Raw genomic sequence first — 20,311 nt, 5'->3', positions numbered from 1 at the left:
TGTTATTCTACCTTCATTTTATACTGTCTGAGCCAGTCTTTGCCACTTTGCCAGCGTTCCACGGGGTTACGCTCTCCGAGCAGTTCACTACTAGCCTGAGCCATAAGCCATTCCTTAAGGCCATCATTCGAACTGGACTCCAGCTGCTGAATCAGGACGTTCAGTCCCTCTTCACCCGTATCCAGAATCTGAGCATACGCCTCTGTATTAGCAGCAATATAATCACCTGGATTACTGCTGGTCAGAATCTCAGGTTCGTTCACGATTTGCTGAAGATTGCTATCAATTTTCCAGCTCACGTCATGACTTTCCACCTGATTCGAGCATGCTACCAACATCCATGCTGCACACAGCATCACCGTGCCGCTTGCAATACGTTTGCGAATCATGGAATCACTCCTGTCCCTGCTCAAACTTATGAACGGCACTCTCAATAAACTCGACAAAGCTATGATCATAATTATACTCATCCCGATAGATACGGATATGCGCTACAATGACTTATTGCAGGTTCTTTTGTACAAAATTCCTAATCATTGCTGCAACAACAACTTTTGATCCAGAGTTTCAACCCAGCGGATTGATGCCCTTCATTTAACACAAATGATTGCATCTTTTATGACGAGGTCGTGATGCTGAAATCCACACCAAACTGGATTAGTCCCAGCTTCCGGGCAACAGTTTGCGAAGCTATATTATCCCATGATGTACTATAGATTGGAATGCGCCCGCTCTCTTTAATATGATACTGCCAGCACTTTACCGCCTCCGCTGCATAACCCTGTCCTCTGAAATTAGGCGCCGTATACAGACTAGCCTCAGCACCCTGTTGGGATACACGGGCCGAACAACATACAGCGACAGCCGAATCCTCCATAACATAAGCAATAACGGGCATTTTTTCATGCAGACGCTCTATTAAATCAGAAAAATGCTTTTCCAGCAGAAAAGTACGATGACTCTCTATAAGCTGAACATTTGGATGCCATTCGCCGCACTTCTCGGGAAATGTATAAGCCGGGCCCATCCATGCACTCTTCACTGGCTTAAACGTCTCCACTCTCCGAATCAGCTTCGCAATATCGAGCGGAAGCTCAGCATCACAGCCTAGCTCTTCAATCAGAGTGAACGGCAACTGCTCATGATAGTAGGAACATTGCCCGACAGAAGTTATTCCAATAAATAAGGCTGGAGCCTGCCCACCATCCGGTTCGTTAATACTTAACAGACGCTTCTGATTGTCCATCGTATACAATGTATCTGCCTGAATTTTCATCATATCCATGGGTGAACGGTTTGAAATGGGATTCATAATTACGGAATGAACCTCTGCAATAATGGTTCGCCTACACTTCTTTTTCCAGCGTCATGCTGCTTCAGAAAATCAGTTATTAATCCTGATATCGTATATTTGCACATTGGCTATACCCCCTCATTAATTTCCATTATACGGTATATCACGTGCAGATACGAATCCAATGTGCACAATTGCGTATGAGTAATATATTAGAGAATTTTAAGATCTAGACAGTGATTCAATATCGTTTATTGATCCTGCAGCACGGCTTTTTTCCATGCTTCACCCAATTCAGCAACCGATGCATAACGACTTGCCCGCTCAGGGTCTACTGCTCGAATAACCACCTGGTACAACGCTTCTCCCGCATCCCATCTGGCATATGAACGATCCAACTCTCCACCCAGCAGGGAAAAAGCCATCGCTCCTAAGTTGAACACATTCGTAATTCCATCCATTGGTGCACCCAATTCAAATTCCTCAGGAGACATAAACCGGGATGATCCCCACATCCGTCCCATCGTATTCGTGAAAGAGCCCTTTCGATACAAATCAATATCACATATTTTCATCGATTGTTTGTCAAAATCATAGATCAGACTGCCATCGTAAAAATCAACAGCCACATACCCTCTCCGTTGCACTTCGATGTGAAAATCCAAAATCTGCTTCATCGCCTGAATACGCGTCTTTACCGGAAGCTGTCTGAATCGATAATAGGGGGAACGAGGGTCCTCATACTTGGCTGGTGGTGGAAAATCCCAATGGGAATGCAGACATTCTCCTTCCACCCAATCGAATACACAGACGTAGCCATGTTCCGTTGCAAAATGGTCTTTTAAATGAATCAATGTGTCATGTGCCAAATCTTCGTATATGGAAACGGATGATTTCAAATAATGAATCGCTTCGGCAGGTGTACTTAAACTGTTCGCATGTATCGTGCATGCTCCAGCATATTTCACGAATATCCGCTTTCCGTCCAGACCCAGAATACCAAAGGACAAATTGCCAGAATCCTGCTGATCAAACACACGGAATACAGTACCCAGGCGCGCGATCCACTCGAATGAATGAGGTTCTTTTAACTCAAAAGAAATGCCGTCAAGTTCAAGCTGAACCGTGTCCGTCATAAGTCACCACCTTCTTCAACATGCTCATCGCTCACATTCAAACGCTCAGCATAAAAGTACGTCATATGCGCTTCATCGTAACCCTTTCCCTGAACGACCAGTGCATTGCGCTCAATGCCATAGGTTTCAAATCCATGCTGCTCATACAATCGCCTTGCTGACCCGTTTGTGGTAACCACACTGAGATTGATTTGCTCTATGCCTTCCAATTCCCTGCCCCGATCCAACACTTCGCGGAGCAATCGGGAAGCAAGTCCACATCCACGATAAGACGGTGAGACATAAACTCCCCAGATGTATCCTTTGTGCCTCAGCTTTAGTCCCTGTTCTCTTTTGAACCCCATTGTCCCTGTGAGGATGCCTTCTTCTGTATATGCACCCAGAATGTAATTATCGGGTTCGGTATGTATACGTTCCTGCACTTCACTCATGGGAAGCTGAATGGACATTTCAAATGAAGCCCCGAAGGCTTCCGGATGATTTTTCAGTGCTTCCAGCCGCAAAGGCCAATATTTCTCTGCCTCATCTCTGCGTATATTGCGAAGGATGAACACGTTCTTCTTCTGACCTTCATTCATTCTTCAACCACTCCCTGCATGTCATAAGGATAATCGATTTGTAGCTTTACATTCGCTGCGGCTTCCTGGCCTGCAAGCAAACCTACAACATAGACCCCAAGATCAATGGACGTCGCTACCCCTCCGGCCGTAATCACATTTCCGTCTTTCACAATCCGAGTTTGAATCACCTCAGCAACATATGGCTCAAGCAGTTCATAGACATTGGGATGCGTTGTTGCTTTTTTACCCGTTAAAAACCCCGCCGCCCCCATCAGCAGAGAGCCTGTGCACACGGATACCTTCAGTGGAACATTCTCAGCTTGTCTCAGCCAGCCGACAAAAGCCTCATCGAATCGAAGCTTACGGGTTCCCATGCCACCAGGAACAAAAATGAGATCATATTCCGCCAAATTGGGCTTCACCCGGTCCACCTTCAACGTTAAACCCGATTCGTCCGTAACCTGATCTGTCATCGCACATGTTTCCCACGTCGTGCCTTTGGTTTGTTCAAAGAAATTCAACCGATTGATCACATCATAAAATCCTGCAAAATCAAGGAAAGTCAAACCATCAAACAAAACAAAAGCGATTTTCATATGAAAGCCCTCCAGTGTTTTTTATTTCGTGATTGAGTTTCGTAGCTGATTCTATTTCAATCCACGCGCAATAATCCACTCCAGCCATTTCCAGGGAAGCAGTAGCTTGCCGATGATAAGCAAACGCGAGCCTTTGCCCAGCGCATAACGAAGCCTTGGTGCACGCATCCGTGCAATGCGAGCAATCAGATCGGCCACTTCCTGCGGATCAGGTGCAGTCTCTCCAGCATGCTGGGAATAACGAAGAACCGCGTCCAGCTTATCCTTATAGGGAGAATGGTCGCTCCTGTGAATTTCGCCCAAGCCTTTACTCCATATGGGTGTACGATAAGCACCCGGCTCTACCAGCACAACCCGGATGCCGAACGAGGACATCTCATGACGCAAACTTTCCGTGAAACCTTCCACTGCGAATTTGGATGCAGCATACGGCGCATAACCTGGAAAACCGGACAATCCACTGACGCTGGACAAGTTGATGATCAATCCCTGCTTTTGCTCACGCATGACAGGCAGGACCGCACGTGTAACGGCAATCAAGCCAAACAGATTCGTTTCCATTTGCCGACGCCAATCATCCATGGATACTTCTTCAATAAATCCGCCAAGCGCAAATCCTGCATTGTTCACCAGCATATCGATCCGCCCATTGTTTTGAAGTACCGTCTGAACAGCCTCCTGTACCGAATCACCATCCGTTACATCCAGGCGAATAACCTGTAACCGATCCGAAATGCCCGCCTGCTCCGCCAACCTTGCCAATTCCACATTCCGACTCAAATCTCGCATCGTTGCCACAACACGATATCCTTGTTTAGCCAGCGTAACCGCCGTAAGCATGCCGAACCCACTCGATGTACCCGTGATTAACGCCACAGGGGCGTTTGGGTTGAACTCTTTCGATTTCCCCACGGTTAAACCTGTTTCGCCCTGTATATGATCATCCTCTGTCTGTATCTTCTGTTCTGTCATCTGCTTCACCTCTTCCCTCGATGGATTTAGTCGATTTATCACGTTACCTTATCATCCAAACGCTTCACTACAAGTGTGCTGTCTCTCCACTCGGCGCAGCTTCGTTATTCCCGGTTCAAACGTATAAGGAACGAATATGATCTCGGGTATGGTGCATTCCAGCCGCTCTCCCAGCTTCGTCAGCTCCCGCTTCACACAAAATTCCACCTGCTGCATCCCTTCTCCTCCTCCGAGCCGAAGCGATACTTCCAACATCCCGCTACCTCGCTGTACGACGCGATAATGCTCAATAACTGGAGAGGCTGCAATCACCGCACGCGTAACAAAATCCGGGAATACAGGTACGGCTTCGCCCGTTTGTCGATGTGGAAAATAAAGCGTGTCATCACAGCGGCCTTCGATCCGCTCAATGGCAGTGAATGGAGACCCACAGGCACAAGGAACCGCTGCCTCGGTCAAAATGTCGTTCAGTCGATACCGGATAATCGGCTGTGAGGTTCTGGAGAAATCCGTGATTACAGGCACGAACCTCCGGGTCGTGGGGTCAATGAACTCTTTTTCAATATGAACGATATCTTCATTCAAATGCAAAGTACCTAAGCCACAGGTTGCGCCCAGAAATCCTTCAGTACACTGGTAAACCTGATGAATGGTTTGCCCAAAAACACTCTCCAGCACCTTGCGATCCAGGGGGTCCAGCACTTCAGCAACCGAAATGATTTTGTCCGGTACAGTGGTCAATGTGCCTGACGTATAAGCCTCAGCCAACATTCTCAGCATGGAGGGCGGCGCTACCCATACGGTGGGTCGGTATGTTTCCATACGTTCAACCAAGGTATCGACACGCTCCAGCAGATCAAAATATTGAAATTGCAGCTTACCCCGCTGCACCGATTCATACAGATTACTGTTGGCCCGGAGGAAAAAGGCGATCTTGGCAGGCTTCCACAGTCCGCCAGGCAGGAGCTTGGCCAACACAGTCCCTGTCCACGCATCCTGCTCACGATCACTCACCAGAAACAACCCCCGGTTGCCCGATGTGCCTGAGGACAAGCCTACCGTCACGCCCTGAACGGATGGCTTGAAATTACGCGTTTCCTCACTTTCCCCGGCGAGAGCCATCGCTTCGCCCTTGGAAATGCCCAGCGTGTTGAGCCGATCGAAATGCTGCATCATGATCGTTTTGTCAATCAGCGGAAAGCTTCTCCAGTTGGATGCATCAACATCACCCCACCACTCCCGGTAAAAAGCGGACTTTTTACGAACCCGTTCCACTTGCCGAATGATCTGGCGTTCCTGCCAGCGTTCAAGCTGCGCTCGTGTTTTCCATTTTCTCAATCCCCGTGCAAGTGCATAATGGTAGACAATACGCAGTGTACTGCTCATATGTGCTCACCCTCTGTACCCCAAGCATTCAGCGCTTCACGGCAATGACTGGGCACAATCCGAAGCGCTGGAAACTGCTGATGCAACTGAACGAGTCTGTCAAAATTCCCTCGATACGCCTGACGATCCGACATAATGATTCCAGCGAGTGCGTGAGGTCTGCGTTGCTCCTGAAAAGCACGACTCGACCACACCGCGTCCGCGCACAGAAAATAGTCATGTGACTCCGTACTAAGCAAAATTCCCATCATGCCTTCCGCATGACCCGATACGTCAACACCCAGCAGACTGCCATCACCGAAAATATCGTATACCTCGGGAAAAGGAAAATCCTCACCCGCTCTTACCCATCTCTCCGGCTGCTTCGTAACAGGCAATGATCGGGCATCAAAGTCCTCTGGCAGCAGCCCGGACAGAAAGCCTGCCTTTACAGCCGCAATGGGGCCAAGTGAACGCACGGCGTCATAGGCTCTTGGCAGATAGATCAATTGCGCCTGTGGGAAATCCCGCACACCTGCAATATGATCCCCATGAAAGTGCGAGAGGATGATGTACCGAATATCCGAAGCTTCCAGTCCTAAACGAGCCAGAAAATGTACCGCACTGTCTTCTTCACGATAGACCACAGGTGTAATATGACGATACAGCGCGTTTGGCAAGCGGGCGGTTTCCTTGAAAAAACGGGAGCTATATCCCGTGTCCAGCAGAATCGGACCATGTACAGGATGAATGATACACGCAAAGCCGGCCGGAAAGGCCACCGGACGCAAACTTCCACCACGCAGCGTCAGAAACTCCGGATGTGTGCAATAACCCGCTGCGCCCAGATGAAGTTTTACCGAAGTTGTTGTCAGCATGATTCAGCCCTCCACCAGTCTGCAAATTGTTGTAACCCCTCATCAATGGTCAACCGAGGCACATACCCCAGCTTCTCACGGGCATCCGAAATATCCAGCGTCTGTGGAATCGATAACGAACCAACCGTATACCGCGTCAATTGAGGTTCACCTAACGCAGGAATCAAGCGGTGTACACGTTCCAGCACTGCGGCTGCTCCGTATGCTGCTCGGTAGGGAATATTTCGACGGTGTAAAGACATTTCCAGCTTTCCAAACAACGTGCTCACCAAATCCTGAAACGGTCTCGGATCTCCATTGGAAATATTGTAGGCACGACCCAGCACTTCTGTCTTGGCATCCCTACATAACAACAGCGCATCCACCACGTTATCCACACAAGTCAGGTCAATGAGTGCCTGTCCGCCTCCGATCATAGGTACACCCGATTTGGCATTTGCTGCAACGATTCTGGGAAAAAGGGTCTGGTCATATGGACCAAAAATAGCTCTCGGACGAATCATGATCGATGGAAGTCCATTAGCATGAGCCTGCAAAACCACTTGCTCAGCGAGCCGCTTGGTGGCTGCGTAATGATTAGCTGGTTTGGATGGCAAGGGGTCATTCTCATGTATGGCATATCGCGGACTGTAGTTAAAATATAAGCTCGGCGTTGATACATGAATGAAGCGCTGTACGCCACCTTTCATACAACGGTCCACCAAATGCTGTGTCCCCTCCACATTACTGCTGTAAAAATCCCGATATTTGCCCCACGGCGACGATAACGCCGCACAGTGAAACACAACATCCTGACCCGAACAGACCTCATTCACCGCCGCCTGATCCCGTATATCTCCGTTATAAAATCGAATGCCTGCTGCCTCAAGCTGTGCACCGTGCTTTGGCTGGCGTCCCATACCCGTAACTTCCCAGCCTTGCTCTGCAAGCCGTATCGCCAGATGCCTGCCCAGACATCCGGTTGCTCCTGTAACCAATGCTCTATTCATCGTTGTTCACCGTTCCATTCTATGTCGTGAGTCAAAGCTTCAGTCAGCGAGAACTTATGTTTCCTTGCAAGCCGCCAGGCGGAGAGTACAATTGCAAATTGCTCAAACAAAGGTTTCATATCGTGTCTCAGATACACCACATCCCTCGTTCCCCGCCAGGCTGTCATCCATGTCCGCAGGCCGCCCTTCCCCCAGAGTTGCTGCAATCCACTTCCCAACATCGGAAGCATCAACATCGCTTTGCTTCCTTGCTTGGGGATGATCACCTTTGCTGCTTTCACCAGCTCTTCAGGTGCAATTAAAGCACGTACCAAGCCATCACCAGGGTGAAACAAATGGATGCCACTGGTCGCCCTCGGATTACACTCAATGGCATACACTTGTCCGTCCTCTGTTTCGATAAAATCAAACCCAATCTGCCCGCTAAACCCTGTCGCCTGTACAAATTGCCTTACCCACTCGTAAATTCCTTCATGCTCCACATGTTCAAAAAAAACACTCGCCCCTACGCTGCCCGTTCGATAGCGACTGTCGTAGGTTGTATGTGCAACGATTTTCCCTTCATAAGCTACGCTGTATGTACATAACATTTGCCCGGCAACATAAGCCTGTGCAACCCAAGGGGAAGCCGAGGATATTTCCGTGTCACCAGGAGGATCATTCTGTAAACGGTGCTGCTTCATTTTACCTTCGTATATCTTCTGATCAGGTGCGCCTCTATCAAAGTCTGCTGTGGAGGATATCGGCATACGAACTCTGGCAGCAAAGCGGGAGTATACGGGCTTCCATACCCATTCCCCTTCTATATCCAGATCAGCCTGCGCTTCCATCCATTCCTGCCGACTGTTGATTAGACGGGTATCCGGCACCGAAAGGCCAAACGACTCTGCAAGCTGAATAAAGCGATATTTATGATGCAATTCATGCAGCTGCTCTATAGGCGAAACAAGTACACGGCAGTGATTACGCAGTCGATCTGTCCCTTGGGCAATATAAAAAACTTCTTCACACATCGGAATCAACAAGTCGATCTGCCAGGTTTGAACCAGACTCTCCATCTCTAACAAGTAATCCTCTGTTTCATGACGTGGAGATGGAACCATGAAACACTGCTCCACCGCACTGGTCAATCTGCACAAATGACGCACCACGCTCTCCGCGACGTAAACCCGGTGACCCGCACGATGAAGCATACGCGCCAGATCGAGCGTTACCGGAGCCCGCCCGCCTGTGAGCAGCACATTTAAGGATTCTGATGTTTGATGTCCATTCTTCGTGAATCTAGTAGTCAAAAATAAGTCCTCCCAGTGATAATCCGGCGGCTGTTCCGATCATTAGCACCCGATCTCCCCTCTGAATGCGCTGCTGCTTGATCGCTTCATGCAACCCCATCGGAATGGAAGCGGCAATGGTATTGCCGTGATTTCGTGTAATGTCCATAAAACGGTCCTCTTCGATTCCTAGCTTCTTGCGGATCAGCCTCATCGCCATGGCACTTCCCTGATGCGGAATTACCAATTGGAAATCCTTCATCTGATTACCGGTTGCTTGCAACATATCGTCAATAAATGCTGGCAGCAACCTGGAAGCCATACGGAAGATGGCCTGTCCATCCATATGAAAAAGATAGGGGTCCGGCTGCTCTGCCACATAATTCGAGGCATGCAGACGAGTACCCCCACCGGCAATTTCCGAAAACCGCGCGCCGCGGCTGTACGTTTTCAGCGAGGCATGCACAATTTGCGAAGACTCTCCTTCAGCAGAGCGTTCAATAATGACAGCAGCAGCTCCATCACCGAACAGGGCAGCACTCTCCTTGTTCGACCAATTTAACCCCTTTGAGGCGATCTCCGTAGCTACAAGCAGCACCCTTTTATAACGCCCGGCATCCACCATATAGGAGATAACATCCAACCCGTTTAGGAAACTTAAACAGGTCGCATCCATGTCAAAAGCCGGTACACCTGAATCCTGCTGTCCCATCGCCTGCTGAATGAATACCGCCGTACTGGGTAAAGGTTGTTCCTTCGTACCGCTCGTACACACCAGACAGTCTATATCTGCGAACGTCAATCCCGCATCAACAAGTGCGGCTTCGGCAGCCCTCGCTCCCATGAAGGAAGAGGTCTCTGCACCAGAAGCGTAATGACGCACACCTACACCTGTTGCTTTGCTGACCCAGCCCGCAGGCACCTGCAAACGGCGATCCAACTCCTCGTCGGTTACTTCCTGTTCAGGCAAATACTTGCCTGTTCCAACAATTCTCACTCTTCTAAGCTGCATATGACCTACCTCTTTCTCTTCTTCTGACTGAATATAAGTTCAACTAATAAATATGTACACTAACACTCCAATGACAGAACAACCTTGTTATCGCAGTTATCGTGTAAATGTTTAGTCGAACATATCTAAATGAAAATTACACTTCACCCCGCCTGGCTAAACGCCATGACGAAGTGCAGAAAATACAGCAGAAGGGCAGATATCTCTGCCCCTCCCGTTGTGTTATTTTTTTATTCAGTCATGTTGATTCATTTCCTTACTTCAAAATCTCGGCCAGTGCAAGATCGAGCGTATCATACTTGAATGTAAATCCTTCTCTTTCCAGCCTCTCGGGAATCACCCAGCGACTTTTGAGAACCAGTTCTGTTTCGGTCCGGATGAATCGTGCTCCCAGTTCAAGCATCCAGCGAGGTGCAGGTAGTCCAATCCGAACTCCCATCTGCCGCCGCAGACTCTCCATAAGCTGGCGGTTCGTGACAGGATGCGGAGAGGAAGCATTAAACACACCTTCCAATTGAGGATGTTGCTGAACATAGATAACCATGCGGAACAAATCCTCTATATGAATCCAGCTGAACTGCTGGGTTCCAGATCCTTGTGATCCACCCAGCCCAAAGCGGACCAGATTGGTGAGTGGCTCCATGACGCCGCCTTCTCCCAGCACAATGGCAATCCGTAATGCAATCTGACGTGTAGACGGCAGGCTGAATTCAAAAAAAGCCTTTTCCCACGCCTTGGCGACATCCACCGAGAATCCGGAGCCAATCTCGCCCTCTTTCTCCGTCATGGGACGATCTTCTGCATGTCTGTATATGGTGGCCGTGCTCGAATTAATCCATAATTCAGGAGGGTTGCTACAAGCCAGAACAGACTCCCCCAAAATGCGGGTTGTGCGTGTTCTGGATTCCAAAATGATTTTGCGGTTCTCGTCCGTGTAACGGCAGTTTACGGATTTTCCGGCCAGGTTAATCAGCAATTCTGCACCTTCAAGTGCCTGTATAATTCCAGCCTGGTTCTCCCAGGCAATATGACCGGGCTGACGTGAGATAATGAGCACCTCATAACCAAGCTCCTTGAATCTTTGGGCAAAATCCTGACCAACAAACCCTGTTCCACCCGCCAACACAACCTTTTTCACGGTATCCCCTCATTTCCCCATACTGGGTAAAGCAACTAAGCTATATATGGACTAACACTGTCTGCGACCGTTTTGTTTGATTTTAATTTATGCCCAAGGCTGCGTATAAACGATTGCGTTCTTCAATCGCCCATGCGTTCGCTGAGTTTTGCTCCAACTGATACATAAGCTCATCATGGAAATCATGAATCATGAACCCTTCAGGCAAATCCCCCAGCATGGCTGTAAAATTGTATTCAGGCAGTTTTCTTTGACCTTTACCAATCTGCTTCAACCATTCCATCCATTCGGCAAGCGTCAGCACTTCTTCCTGCCATAGTTCGGCCTGTAATCCAAGTGAATCATGAAACTGCTCATAAGCAGATGGCTCGGAGAAGGGACGACAAGCTTGCACAGCCAATTCATACAACTCGATTACTGCCCGCCGTACCTCATGCTCAAGCTCGATTTCCAACCCTTCCATGAAGTCCTGAACTTGAATTGACAGCCCGTCATCATATAGTAATGGTGCGTGTGCCAACAGACGCACAATCTCTTCCATGTCATGTGCTGAAACTTTCTTTTGCTCATAGAGAGCAGGTAACATATATGCTGTAATGATCATTCACTCCTACATCGTTCTTCTATTAATGACGTATATTATATCATGATTTGGCGGGTTATCCTTGAATTCACTTTAACGATGACAAAAAAGGCAACCTAACTCTTTCAAGAGAGCATAGGTTGCCTATCTGTTCTTATAGGAAAAGCAAATAGCATCTAAATAAATGCTTTAACCGATGCAAAATACTCCCGTATCATATTGATCGGTTTCAAATAACCCGGTGAAGGAGCGGAAATGCCGTATTCGGCAGCGTAACCGTTCTTGGCGGCCAAATACTTGGATCTGAACATATGGTAATCACTTGTGACAATCATGATCTTGGGATGCTCCAGCCCGGATGCATCAATGATTTTTTTGGAAAAAGCCATATTCTCCTGGGTGCTCGTCGATCGATCTTCCATAATGACTTGTGTGGGGCTGATCCCCTGATCAACAAGGTAGTTTTTCATGGCGAGTGCTTCCGGAATCGATTCTCCCGGCCCCTGCCCGCCGGATACAATCACTGGCGTCTGAGGATGACTGCGGATATAGTCCAAACTGGCATCCAGCCTTTGTTTCAAGGTCAATGACAATTCAGTTCCCTTGATGCCCGAGCCGAGAATAATGACATAGTCCGCTTCTTCCGGATCATCCGCGTTAAGCTGAGTAAACACAAGTGCTTCGATAATTACAAATGAAACCGCAGCGATCCCGAAGCCAGTAAGCAGAATGCGTTTCAGCAGGATATGCTTTTGATAATCAATCCGCCTCAACACGATAAAGGCTACAGTGATCATGCCAAAAAACTTCACTGCGAAGTTCCAGCCCCAGAAAACAAGGAAGAACACAAAACATGCAATGAAAATAAGATCAAGGATTAGGCCTTTTTCTCGTATAAACTTTTTCATAAATCCAGTAACACTCCTTCTCGGGCCTTCACTTCCGTCATATGCCCTTGATTCAGGATTTTATGATCGTGAGCTTGGGCCACTGTTGTTGCCAGCATTTCTTCTCTACACGATGATTATAGTAGTCTGCATCCGTGAAAAACGGACTTTGGCGTACGATTAACGTATGCAGATCCTCCAGCCCATGTGGGGCACAGATACACACCTGACCCAGTTCATCTAACCGCACACCTATGGCTGTGACGATTTCTGGCCAATATCGAAGGGCATCTTCTGTGGATTGATAGGGCTCGTTTCCATTACGCAGATGCATCCTCGCCTGATTTTTCACCGACCATTTGGAATTGCCTGTCTGCTCGCGAAGCCCTTGTTCCAGCAGCAGGTCCCGCTCCTCACGCATATCTTCCGTATCGTAGTAAATAACATCAATATCGCTGTGAAGTTCGCGAAGAGGATAGCCATGAAGCACATCCCAGATATAATTGCGAATATACCCCGCACCTATGTAACACTGAGGCAGATCCAGACTGCGAATCCGCCGCAGGTCATGCATTAATTGTTCATGCTCCGTAATCGCCTGGATCAACTTTTCCTCATGCAGCATATAACGTCTCTCCCCGTCACTCTATCCATTTCATTGTAGAGCTATCATTGCTCGCTTTTACATTACCGACACGCTGCTCCTTCCAATATATCATGTTTGAGTACCTGCGATAAAATAAACAAATCCCCTCAGGCAGTCATCCTAGGCTCATCTGAACAGATGTTCCTTAAGATCATTTACCCTGAGGGGATGAATTGAAGAAGATTGAAAAATCGATTAGGCCAGCATCTTTCCCGAATACATGATCTGCATTTTCTACATTTTACGTTGGATTATCCATAAGCGTCAGTTGTCCTTGCTTCTCCTGCATGCGGAAAATAACGGGTCGTTCCTTCGGATGATTGTTCGGAGCATGAATGGTGAGACACAGTTGTCCTTCGAACGTTCGAAACAGCATCCCATGTCCTCCATTATTGGCGAACAACGGCTTGTCATCCTGCTTCCATGGTCCTTGCGGTTTACCGGACACCGAGCGGGCCATCCCCAGTGTATAACCGTCTTGACCGGATGTGGACCACATCATGACGAGTTCATCATTTTGCATACGATACAAAAACGGACCATCCGTGACATAACGGTTTCGCTGTTCTCCACCTCCGACAGACCATGGCGCTTCGGAAGCTTTGAATAACAGATCAGGTTTGCCTATCGTTCCTTTCAGATCCGGTTTCAGACGTACCGCGTACATCTCCCCATCCTCCACCTGCACCCATTCCTTGCAAAAGATCATCCACGGATCACCCTGATCGTCCACATACAATGTACCGTCCAGGCATTCCCAATCTGGTGGCGTCAGGGAGCGACACCACAATTCAAAAGGCCCTTCCGGCTGATCAGCCACCAACACACCTGTTACCCGCGGAACACCTTCCGCCTTGAAGCTGGCAAACATAAAAAAGCGACCTTCCCATTCATAGACTTCCGGGGCCCAATAGTGGTGATCGGACCAGAAGTCCGCTGGTGCACGGAAGCATGGGGAAGGACCACTCCAATGGATCAGGTCTTCACTCTCATAGACATCAAAACCGATGGCTGGGCCGTTCCACACATTTTGCCCGATAGAGCCATATAAATAATATTTCTTGCGCGATGGTATAGCCAATATGTAGGGATCACGAAAATGAATATCTTCCAAACGGTGCACGTTCAATGGTTCATCCTCCTCATGAGAGCGGTTCATTAACCATGAGTATACACCATATCTCCAAATACTGGAATTCCATTAACCCCACATACCAATCAGCAATATGCCGCCAAAAATAACGATGGAACAGAGAATGCGCTTCTTCCCCTGTTGTTCTTTCAATAACAAAATACCGAGGAAGGCCGCGAATACCGTTCCTACTTCCCGAAGCGGGCCCAGTCTAGCCATTGGCGCCTGCTGCAATGCAAACAGAAACAACAAGTACGAGCCCGGATTCAGCAGCGCTCCCAGCATAATGGTTGATCGGTTCTTCTTCCACTCCTGACGCAGTTGGCGGGAAGCGAGCAGCGCCGGAGTCAAGCCGGCAACAAAGCCAATGTTCGTCACTTCAAGTAACGACAGGGGTGAAATATGCTCTAGATTTAATTTGTCCACGAACACATAACTCGTTGTACATAACCCGACACATAAGGCCATCAGAACCGGCTTTGATCCTGTTACACTTGAGCCAGATTTGCCAACTCTGCTTCCCACACCACTCAGCACCGTAAATCCTACAATCATGCAGGCAATACCGACCCAGCCGAACATGGACAACGTTTCCCCCAGAAAAGCAACACCGATCAATGGCACTAACAAGGTGCTCGTTCCCCGCATAATCGGATAAATCTGCGACAAATCGCCCAATTCATACGTCTGCGATAGCAGCCAGGAATACAAGGCTTGCAGCGCCATCGATAACACGAGTAGTGCATAGGCTGGTATGGATAAAGGTTCCCGTACCAACTCCACGATAAGCACAGGCAGCAGTATTACGGTTGGAATCATCATGATGGACCATAAAAACACACTTTTGTTTAAACTGCGTTTGGTGAACATACTCCAGACAGCGTGAGCCATCCCGGAAGCGAGCACCAGAACTATAGGTAAAATCATAATCAAAACGTTCCTCTCTAATGCCTTGCTCTTCTATATTCTCTAATGTGCCGAAGTGCTCTCAGGTTGATGTTCTGGCTGTTCCTTCACGACCGATCCGTCTTCCAGACGAATCCAGGTATCAAAGCTGCGTTGTCCCGCCTGCAATTGAACGACCCGTCCTCCGCGCAGCATGCCTTCCCTTCCATATGTACTGTGTCCACTCGAACGCCCGTAGCAGAGACGAATGCCGTGGTAAGTCCCCTGAAAATCATTCACATGATCATGTCCGCAAAAGGTCCCCATCACATCGCCCATCTCCAGCAGTGCAGAGAACAGACCCGAGTTCACTTGGGCAGAGCAGACAGGTTCATATTTGCTGCCGTAACAGATCTGTGTGTCCCACATGGACTGATATTCAGGAATCGGGATATGGAAAAACGCCAAGGCTGGGAGCTTCTCCCCGCGGCTGCGGCCGGGATTGACGCGTGTGGATTCAGACATCAGCCACTGGATCTGATTAGGCTGAATCCAGCCATAACCGGGAATGGACTCGAACTGGGAATAGTTCCCCGAATCGAGTAAATACAACACTGCCCCCGGACGGCCATCCGCTCCGGCAATCTCCAATGTGTAATTGCCTAGTCCCGCAATCTCACGCGGTCCAGATTCCGTCACGGTATGCGCATGCTCCTGAATCACATCCATTAATGCATCGGGGGTAATCCGATTCTCTGTATCATGGTTGCCATACACAAAAGCCCACGGAATACCACGCTCTTCCACTACCGACACAGCATCACGCAATGCCTGCTCCGGGTGTTCACATTCCTTATTGCCAGGATCGACTGGTCCCGTGTAGATGACATCGCCTGTAAAGACAACCAGATCGGGCTGTTCCGCTTCAATGACCGTTTTCATTAATTGCCTGGTCCGAAGATCTTCAGGTCGCCCATCTTTCCAGTGTAGATCTGTAAACTGCACGATTTTGAATGCTCCATTTGCTTGAAAAGCAAGCTGACGTTTCACCCTTTTTCCTCCCTGATGATCCATGTACTATGGATTGAAGTTTTGAATGTTGTTTGTTGTGGTTTTACGTTGTTTTATATGATCTTATCGTCACATCATATTGCTGTCAATACATATTAAGAACAGAAGTTACTTCTCATTATACTCCTCATTACATTTCAAAATTGACAAGGTCTTCTCTCCAACTTAAACTATTAAAACAACAACAATCCACACCATCTCACAACTCTAAAATAAATAGAACTTAGATCGAAACTTCAGGAGGCACAGCCATGTCTTTAACGTATGAAGAACGCAGACACACCATTCTTATCCAACTTGCTACCCAGGGCAAGGTTCAGGTACAGGTTCTGGCGGATCTGTTCCAAGTATCCACGGAGACGATCCGGCGGGATCTGGATCGACTTGAAAAGGAAGGCGAATTGCGCAAAGTGTACGGAGGCGCTGTACGTGTACGCTCAGGCATGATCGAAGCCCCTTTTCAAAAGCGAGCTCAGCTTCAACTGAACGAAAAGCAGGCCATTGGCGTGGCAGCCGCCTCTCTGATTGAGGATGGAGAGACCATAATGCTGGACAATGGTACAACAACGCTGGAGATTATGCGGCAGCTGCGACATCGGTCTCAGGTGACCGTCATAACCAACTCCGTCCCCATTCTTACCTGTGCGCTAGAGGAGTTTGCAGGCAAAATCATTTTCGCTGGAGGAGAAGTCACCCCGGTCGTACAAGCCTCTACTGGACCCATTGCTCATGAATTGCTCAGTCAATTCAAAGTCAATAAGGCATTCATCTCAGCAGGTGGCGTGTCATTAACGGATGGGATCACAGATTATGTGCTGGAAGAGGCACTCATCTCCCGCAAAATGATGGAGCGTGCGGAGGAAGCCATTTTGGTAGCAGATCATACCAAGTTTGGACGTTCAACCTTCGCCCAGATTGCACCTATAAATCAAATATCCATGGTGATCACAGATTCTGGATGTCCCACAGAATGGATAGATGCTCTTCACCAAATGGAAATCGAAATGGTTCACAGCATTTGACAATGTGAGCCATTTTCTATATTTTAGAAGTATAATGATCGTTCTATCTTATTCTGAAAGGAGCGTATCACTTCTTATGAGCAGCAAAAAGGAAATGCTGTTGAACGTGGCTGAGGAATTATTCTACCTGCACGGCTTTCATTCTATCGGCTTGAAGCGAATCATCACAGATGCCGGGATTGCCATCATGACGTTATATAATCACTTCAACTCCAAGGATGATCTCATTGTTGAAGTACTTCGGCGGCGCGAACAGCGCTATCTGGAACAGCTGCGGCAGTATGCCAACAACAAAGCGCAGCCCGTATTCCTCAATCTGGCGGAAGGCCATGCACGCTGGTTGATGGAGCATGAGTCGAGAGGATGCTTGTTTTTGCGTGCCAAGGAGGAATTTGGCGGAGATCCAGACAACGTCATTGTACAAACTGTCAACGCACATAAGAAACATGTGATGACCTTGATTAAAAATCTTCATCCTGCCGCAAGTGACCGTGCAGTGTTGCAATTTAACCTGTTGCTGGAGGGTTCTACTGCACTCGCTGAGACAGAAAATGTAAATAGCGTCTGCCGGGAACTCATTGACATGACGCAGAATAGTTTCAAGTAGTCCCACACCGGGTGAGTTAGTAGTTCAACTCACTTTTTTATTTCAAAGAAAATATAATGATCGTTCTATCTAAAAGGCGGTGGATTTGATGAAAAAAATTATTTTCCCAGGGATTGCCCTTATCGCTGTATGTTATGCATTCGGGAGATTCAGCTATGGGCTGTTTATGCCGGAAATCTCGGAAGCACTCCAACTGGACGATGCCCAATCCGGAGCAATCAATTCCGCAACCTACATTGCGTACTGTCTGTCTCTACTTAGTGCCCCACTGTTAATTAATCGCATTGGGCACTATCATGTCATTCAAATAGCGGGCGTTAGTGCTGTGCTCGGTTTATTGGGCATAGCCTTGTCTCCAAACGCGTTTGTTCTCACACTAGGTGTATTTCTTGCCGGATTAAGTACAGGCTTGGCCTCTCCTGCATTGGGTAACACCGTCTACGCTGAGCTTGCACCTGAGCAGCAAGCCAGGGGGAATAGCTGGATTAACACAGGTACCAGCTTTGGCATTATCGTATCCGGTCCGATCTACTGGCTGTTCACCGAGTATTGGCGTTTTACCTACATCTTCTTTGCTGTTCTGGGTGTTGTAGTAGTGTTATGGAATAGACGTGTTCTTTCCCCACGCAAAACAGAGCCTTGTACCAAGTCCCTCTGGGCATGCATGAAGCCGACCAGACCCGGTGTGGCTCTGCTCATGTCTTCCCTTCTGACAGGTATCAGTTCTGCGATCTATTGGACCTTTGCCCGAAACTTCCTCACGGACGAAAAAGGGGCCTCCGATTCGGAAGCCGTACTGTTCTGGATTGTGATGGGGATTATGGGGATTCTCGGTGGGTGTGCTGGTCGGATTATTGAACGCATCGGAATTGGATGGTCCTATCGGATAGGCCTTCTGCTCTTGTCTGTTTCACTTGGCGTTATCCTTCTTCCATCGATGGCCGCCAGCCTGGTCTCAGCTGTTATGTTTGGCAGTACCTATATATTTCTGACCAGTGTATTCATCGTGTGGGCGACCAGGTTATTTCGTCCAAATACGTCCATCGGAATCAGCCTTGCTTTTCTCGCGCTCGGTGCGGGGCAGTTCATTGGATCATCGATAGCGGGGTACACCATTGAGATGTTCTCCAACACGACAGCATTTCTGGCCTTTGCTGTACTGGGTCTGTTCGGATTACTTATTCGGGTGAAATAGCCAGACCCTTATCCTACAAACAAGCAAACCAACAGACTATACATCCGCTGCGCATCTGAAACCAATATGCCCAGTAGATGTATCAGGCGTGTTGGGGATTCTGGCCGCCACTCTATAGCGATTGCAGTAGGAACGGTGGCATAGGTAGGAACCGCCTTTTAACACCTTGCGGTCTTCATGAGGAGATAATTCCGTGGCAGCATCCGCAGCCTTCTCGTGATCCGTAACGTAGTTGTCTGCGCACCACTCCCATACATTGCCTGACATATTATAAAGTCCGTATGCATTGGGAGGAAACGATTGAGATGGAGCGGTGCCTGCATAACCGTCGGCTGCATTATTTTTCGCCGGAAATACACCCTGCCAGATGTTGCAATAGTGCTGTCCATCCGGCCTTAACGTATCGCCCCAGGGATATTTTTTCTGAATCAGACCACCCCGGGCTGCATATTCCCATTCGGTTTCTGTAGGCAGACGTTTACCCGCCCAGCGGCAATAGGCATTGGCATCATTCCATGAGATATGAAGAACCGGATGATCAAAGCGATCTTTTATATTAGAATCGGGTCCTTCAGGATGAGCCCAGTCTGCACCTTCAACAACCCACCACCAGGGTGTCTGTTGTACCACGGTTCGAACTTGAGTCGCCGTTTGCGGAGAAACGAACAGATGAAAAACAAAAGACCAGCCAAACCGCTCCGCCTCAGTCCTATACCCCGTCTCACGAACAAACTGTGCAAATTCCGCATTGGTTACCGTACAGGCATCCAGATAAAAGGAGTTCACCTGAACTTCTCTGACGGGGCCTTCTCCATCCGCTGCAAAAGCTTCAGGGTCATTCGTGCCCATCAGGAAACGTCCACCTTCAATACGAATGCTTTCTTTCTTCTCTGCTCTATTGGTTAGAGCTATTGTGAAGTCAGCTGAATAACTGGTATGACTTGATGGCTTGTCCTCAACAGCCTCTACCGATGCAGCCGTTTCCTCTGGCAGACTCTTTTCCTCGAGCTTGCCGCCCCGACTTGCAGCGCAGCAGCAGGAAGAAGGTTTCTTTGGCAGCCGATCATGCATC

22 protein-coding genes are annotated in these 20,311 nt (G+C 48.4%); 3 read left to right on the top strand and 19 right to left on the bottom strand.

Annotated features, from left to right (window positions below; genetic code table 11):
* Window positions 1-2: 2 nt before the first annotated feature.
* The 18 genes from CRO25_RS22230 to CRO25_RS22145 form a co-directional block, all read right to left on the bottom strand.
* Entirely contained in the window at window positions 3-389 is a 387-nt protein-coding gene (locus CRO25_RS22230; protein ID WP_079696504.1) for a hypothetical protein, read from the bottom strand.
* Window positions 390-616: 227 nt separating this feature from the next.
* Window positions 617-1,312 carry a GNAT family N-acetyltransferase gene (locus CRO25_RS22225; protein WP_079696503.1) on the bottom strand — a complete coding sequence of 232 codons (696 nt, stop codon included), beginning with the start codon at window positions 1,310-1,312 and terminating at the stop codon, window positions 617-619.
* Between the two features lie 233 nt (window positions 1,313-1,545).
* The gene (locus CRO25_RS22220) at window positions 1,546-2,430 is read right to left on the bottom strand and encodes a serine/threonine-protein kinase (RefSeq protein ID WP_079696502.1); all 885 of its coding nucleotides are present in this window, start codon (window positions 2,428-2,430) and stop codon (window positions 1,546-1,548) included.
* The gene (locus tag CRO25_RS22215) at window positions 2,427-3,008 is read right to left on the bottom strand and encodes a GNAT family N-acetyltransferase (protein WP_079696501.1); all 582 of its coding nucleotides are present in this window, start codon (window positions 3,006-3,008) and stop codon (window positions 2,427-2,429) included. Before CRO25_RS22215 ends, CRO25_RS22220 begins: the two co-directional genes overlap by 4 nt.
* Window positions 3,005-3,586, bottom strand: a complete 582-nt coding sequence (locus tag CRO25_RS22210; protein WP_072734070.1) for a DJ-1/PfpI family protein — start codon at window positions 3,584-3,586, stop codon at window positions 3,005-3,007. The genes CRO25_RS22215 and CRO25_RS22210 overlap by 4 nt, the downstream gene beginning before the upstream one ends.
* 51 nt (window positions 3,587-3,637) lie before the next feature.
* Window positions 3,638-4,558, bottom strand: a complete 921-nt coding sequence (locus CRO25_RS22205) for an SDR family oxidoreductase (RefSeq protein WP_079696500.1) — start codon at window positions 4,556-4,558, stop codon at window positions 3,638-3,640.
* Window positions 4,559-4,609: 51 nt separating this feature from the next.
* Window positions 4,610-5,944, bottom strand: coding sequence for a F390 synthetase-related protein (locus tag CRO25_RS22200; RefSeq protein ID WP_079696499.1), 1,335 nt, complete (start codon window positions 5,942-5,944; stop codon window positions 4,610-4,612).
* A complete protein-coding gene (locus tag CRO25_RS22195; RefSeq protein WP_079696498.1) occupies window positions 5,941-6,801 on the bottom strand; it encodes an MBL fold metallo-hydrolase in 861 nt (286 codons plus the stop codon). The genes CRO25_RS22200 and CRO25_RS22195 overlap by 4 nt, the downstream gene beginning before the upstream one ends.
* The gene (locus CRO25_RS22190; RefSeq protein WP_063564158.1) at window positions 6,795-7,790 is read right to left on the bottom strand and encodes an NAD(P)-dependent oxidoreductase; all 996 of its coding nucleotides are present in this window, start codon (window positions 7,788-7,790) and stop codon (window positions 6,795-6,797) included. Before CRO25_RS22190 ends, CRO25_RS22195 begins: the two co-directional genes overlap by 7 nt.
* Window positions 7,787-9,082: an ATP-grasp domain-containing protein gene (locus CRO25_RS22185; protein ID WP_079696497.1), complete on the bottom strand. Its 1,296-nt coding sequence runs from the start codon at window positions 9,080-9,082 to the stop codon at window positions 7,787-7,789. Before CRO25_RS22185 ends, CRO25_RS22190 begins: the two co-directional genes overlap by 4 nt.
* Window positions 9,072-10,073 carry a beta-ketoacyl-ACP synthase III gene (locus CRO25_RS22180; RefSeq protein ID WP_064639553.1) on the bottom strand — a complete coding sequence of 334 codons (1,002 nt, stop codon included), beginning with the start codon at window positions 10,071-10,073 and terminating at the stop codon, window positions 9,072-9,074. Before CRO25_RS22180 ends, CRO25_RS22185 begins: the two co-directional genes overlap by 11 nt.
* 256 nt (window positions 10,074-10,329) lie before the next feature.
* The gene (locus tag CRO25_RS22175; RefSeq protein ID WP_079696496.1) at window positions 10,330-11,211 is read right to left on the bottom strand and encodes a TIGR01777 family oxidoreductase; all 882 of its coding nucleotides are present in this window, start codon (window positions 11,209-11,211) and stop codon (window positions 10,330-10,332) included.
* A gap of 82 nt (window positions 11,212-11,293) precedes the next feature.
* Window positions 11,294-11,815 carry a hypothetical protein gene (locus tag CRO25_RS22170; protein ID WP_079696495.1) on the bottom strand — a complete coding sequence of 174 codons (522 nt, stop codon included), beginning with the start codon at window positions 11,813-11,815 and terminating at the stop codon, window positions 11,294-11,296.
* Window positions 11,816-11,970: 155 nt separating this feature from the next.
* The gene (locus CRO25_RS22165) at window positions 11,971-12,702 is read right to left on the bottom strand and encodes a YdcF family protein (RefSeq protein ID WP_079696494.1); all 732 of its coding nucleotides are present in this window, start codon (window positions 12,700-12,702) and stop codon (window positions 11,971-11,973) included.
* 52 nt (window positions 12,703-12,754) lie between these two features.
* Entirely contained in the window at window positions 12,755-13,306 is a 552-nt protein-coding gene (locus tag CRO25_RS22160; protein WP_306291824.1) for a nucleotidyltransferase family protein, read from the bottom strand.
* Between the two features lie 262 nt (window positions 13,307-13,568).
* Window positions 13,569-14,450, bottom strand: coding sequence for a glycoside hydrolase family 43 protein (locus CRO25_RS22155; protein WP_079696585.1), 882 nt, complete (start codon window positions 14,448-14,450; stop codon window positions 13,569-13,571).
* 78 nt (window positions 14,451-14,528) lie between these two features.
* The gene (locus tag CRO25_RS22150) at window positions 14,529-15,386 is read right to left on the bottom strand and encodes an EamA family transporter (RefSeq protein ID WP_231952614.1); all 858 of its coding nucleotides are present in this window, start codon (window positions 15,384-15,386) and stop codon (window positions 14,529-14,531) included.
* A 42-nt stretch (window positions 15,387-15,428) separates the two neighbouring features.
* A complete protein-coding gene (locus tag CRO25_RS22145) occupies window positions 15,429-16,394 on the bottom strand; it encodes a metallophosphoesterase family protein (protein WP_079696493.1) in 966 nt (321 codons plus the stop codon).
* A gap of 272 nt (window positions 16,395-16,666) precedes the next feature.
* Between CRO25_RS22145 and CRO25_RS22140 the strand changes: the two genes are divergently transcribed.
* From CRO25_RS22140 to CRO25_RS22130, 3 genes are all read left to right on the top strand, one after another.
* Window positions 16,667-17,437, top strand: coding sequence for a DeoR/GlpR family DNA-binding transcription regulator (locus CRO25_RS22140; RefSeq protein WP_079696492.1), 771 nt, complete (start codon window positions 16,667-16,669; stop codon window positions 17,435-17,437).
* A gap of 76 nt (window positions 17,438-17,513) precedes the next feature.
* Window positions 17,514-18,044 (top strand): TetR/AcrR family transcriptional regulator, encoded by a 531-nt coding sequence (locus CRO25_RS22135; protein ID WP_079696491.1) that lies wholly within the window; start codon window positions 17,514-17,516, stop codon window positions 18,042-18,044.
* Window positions 18,045-18,132: 88 nt separating this feature from the next.
* Entirely contained in the window at window positions 18,133-19,239 is a 1,107-nt protein-coding gene (locus CRO25_RS22130; RefSeq protein WP_079696490.1) for an MFS transporter, read from the top strand.
* A 36-nt stretch (window positions 19,240-19,275) separates the two neighbouring features.
* Here CRO25_RS22130 and CRO25_RS22125 read toward each other — a convergent pair whose 3' ends face one another.
* The gene (locus CRO25_RS22125) at window positions 19,276-20,310 is read right to left on the bottom strand and encodes a formylglycine-generating enzyme family protein (RefSeq protein WP_079696489.1); all 1,035 of its coding nucleotides are present in this window, start codon (window positions 20,308-20,310) and stop codon (window positions 19,276-19,278) included.
* Between the last annotated feature and the right edge of the window lies 1 nt (window position 20,311).

The organism is Paenibacillus sp. RU5M, from assembly GCF_900221055.1.
Taxonomy (GTDB): Bacteria; Bacillota; Bacilli; order Paenibacillales; family Paenibacillaceae; genus Paenibacillus; species Paenibacillus marchantiae.
This window is presented reverse-complemented; position numbering and strand designations above follow the sequence as displayed.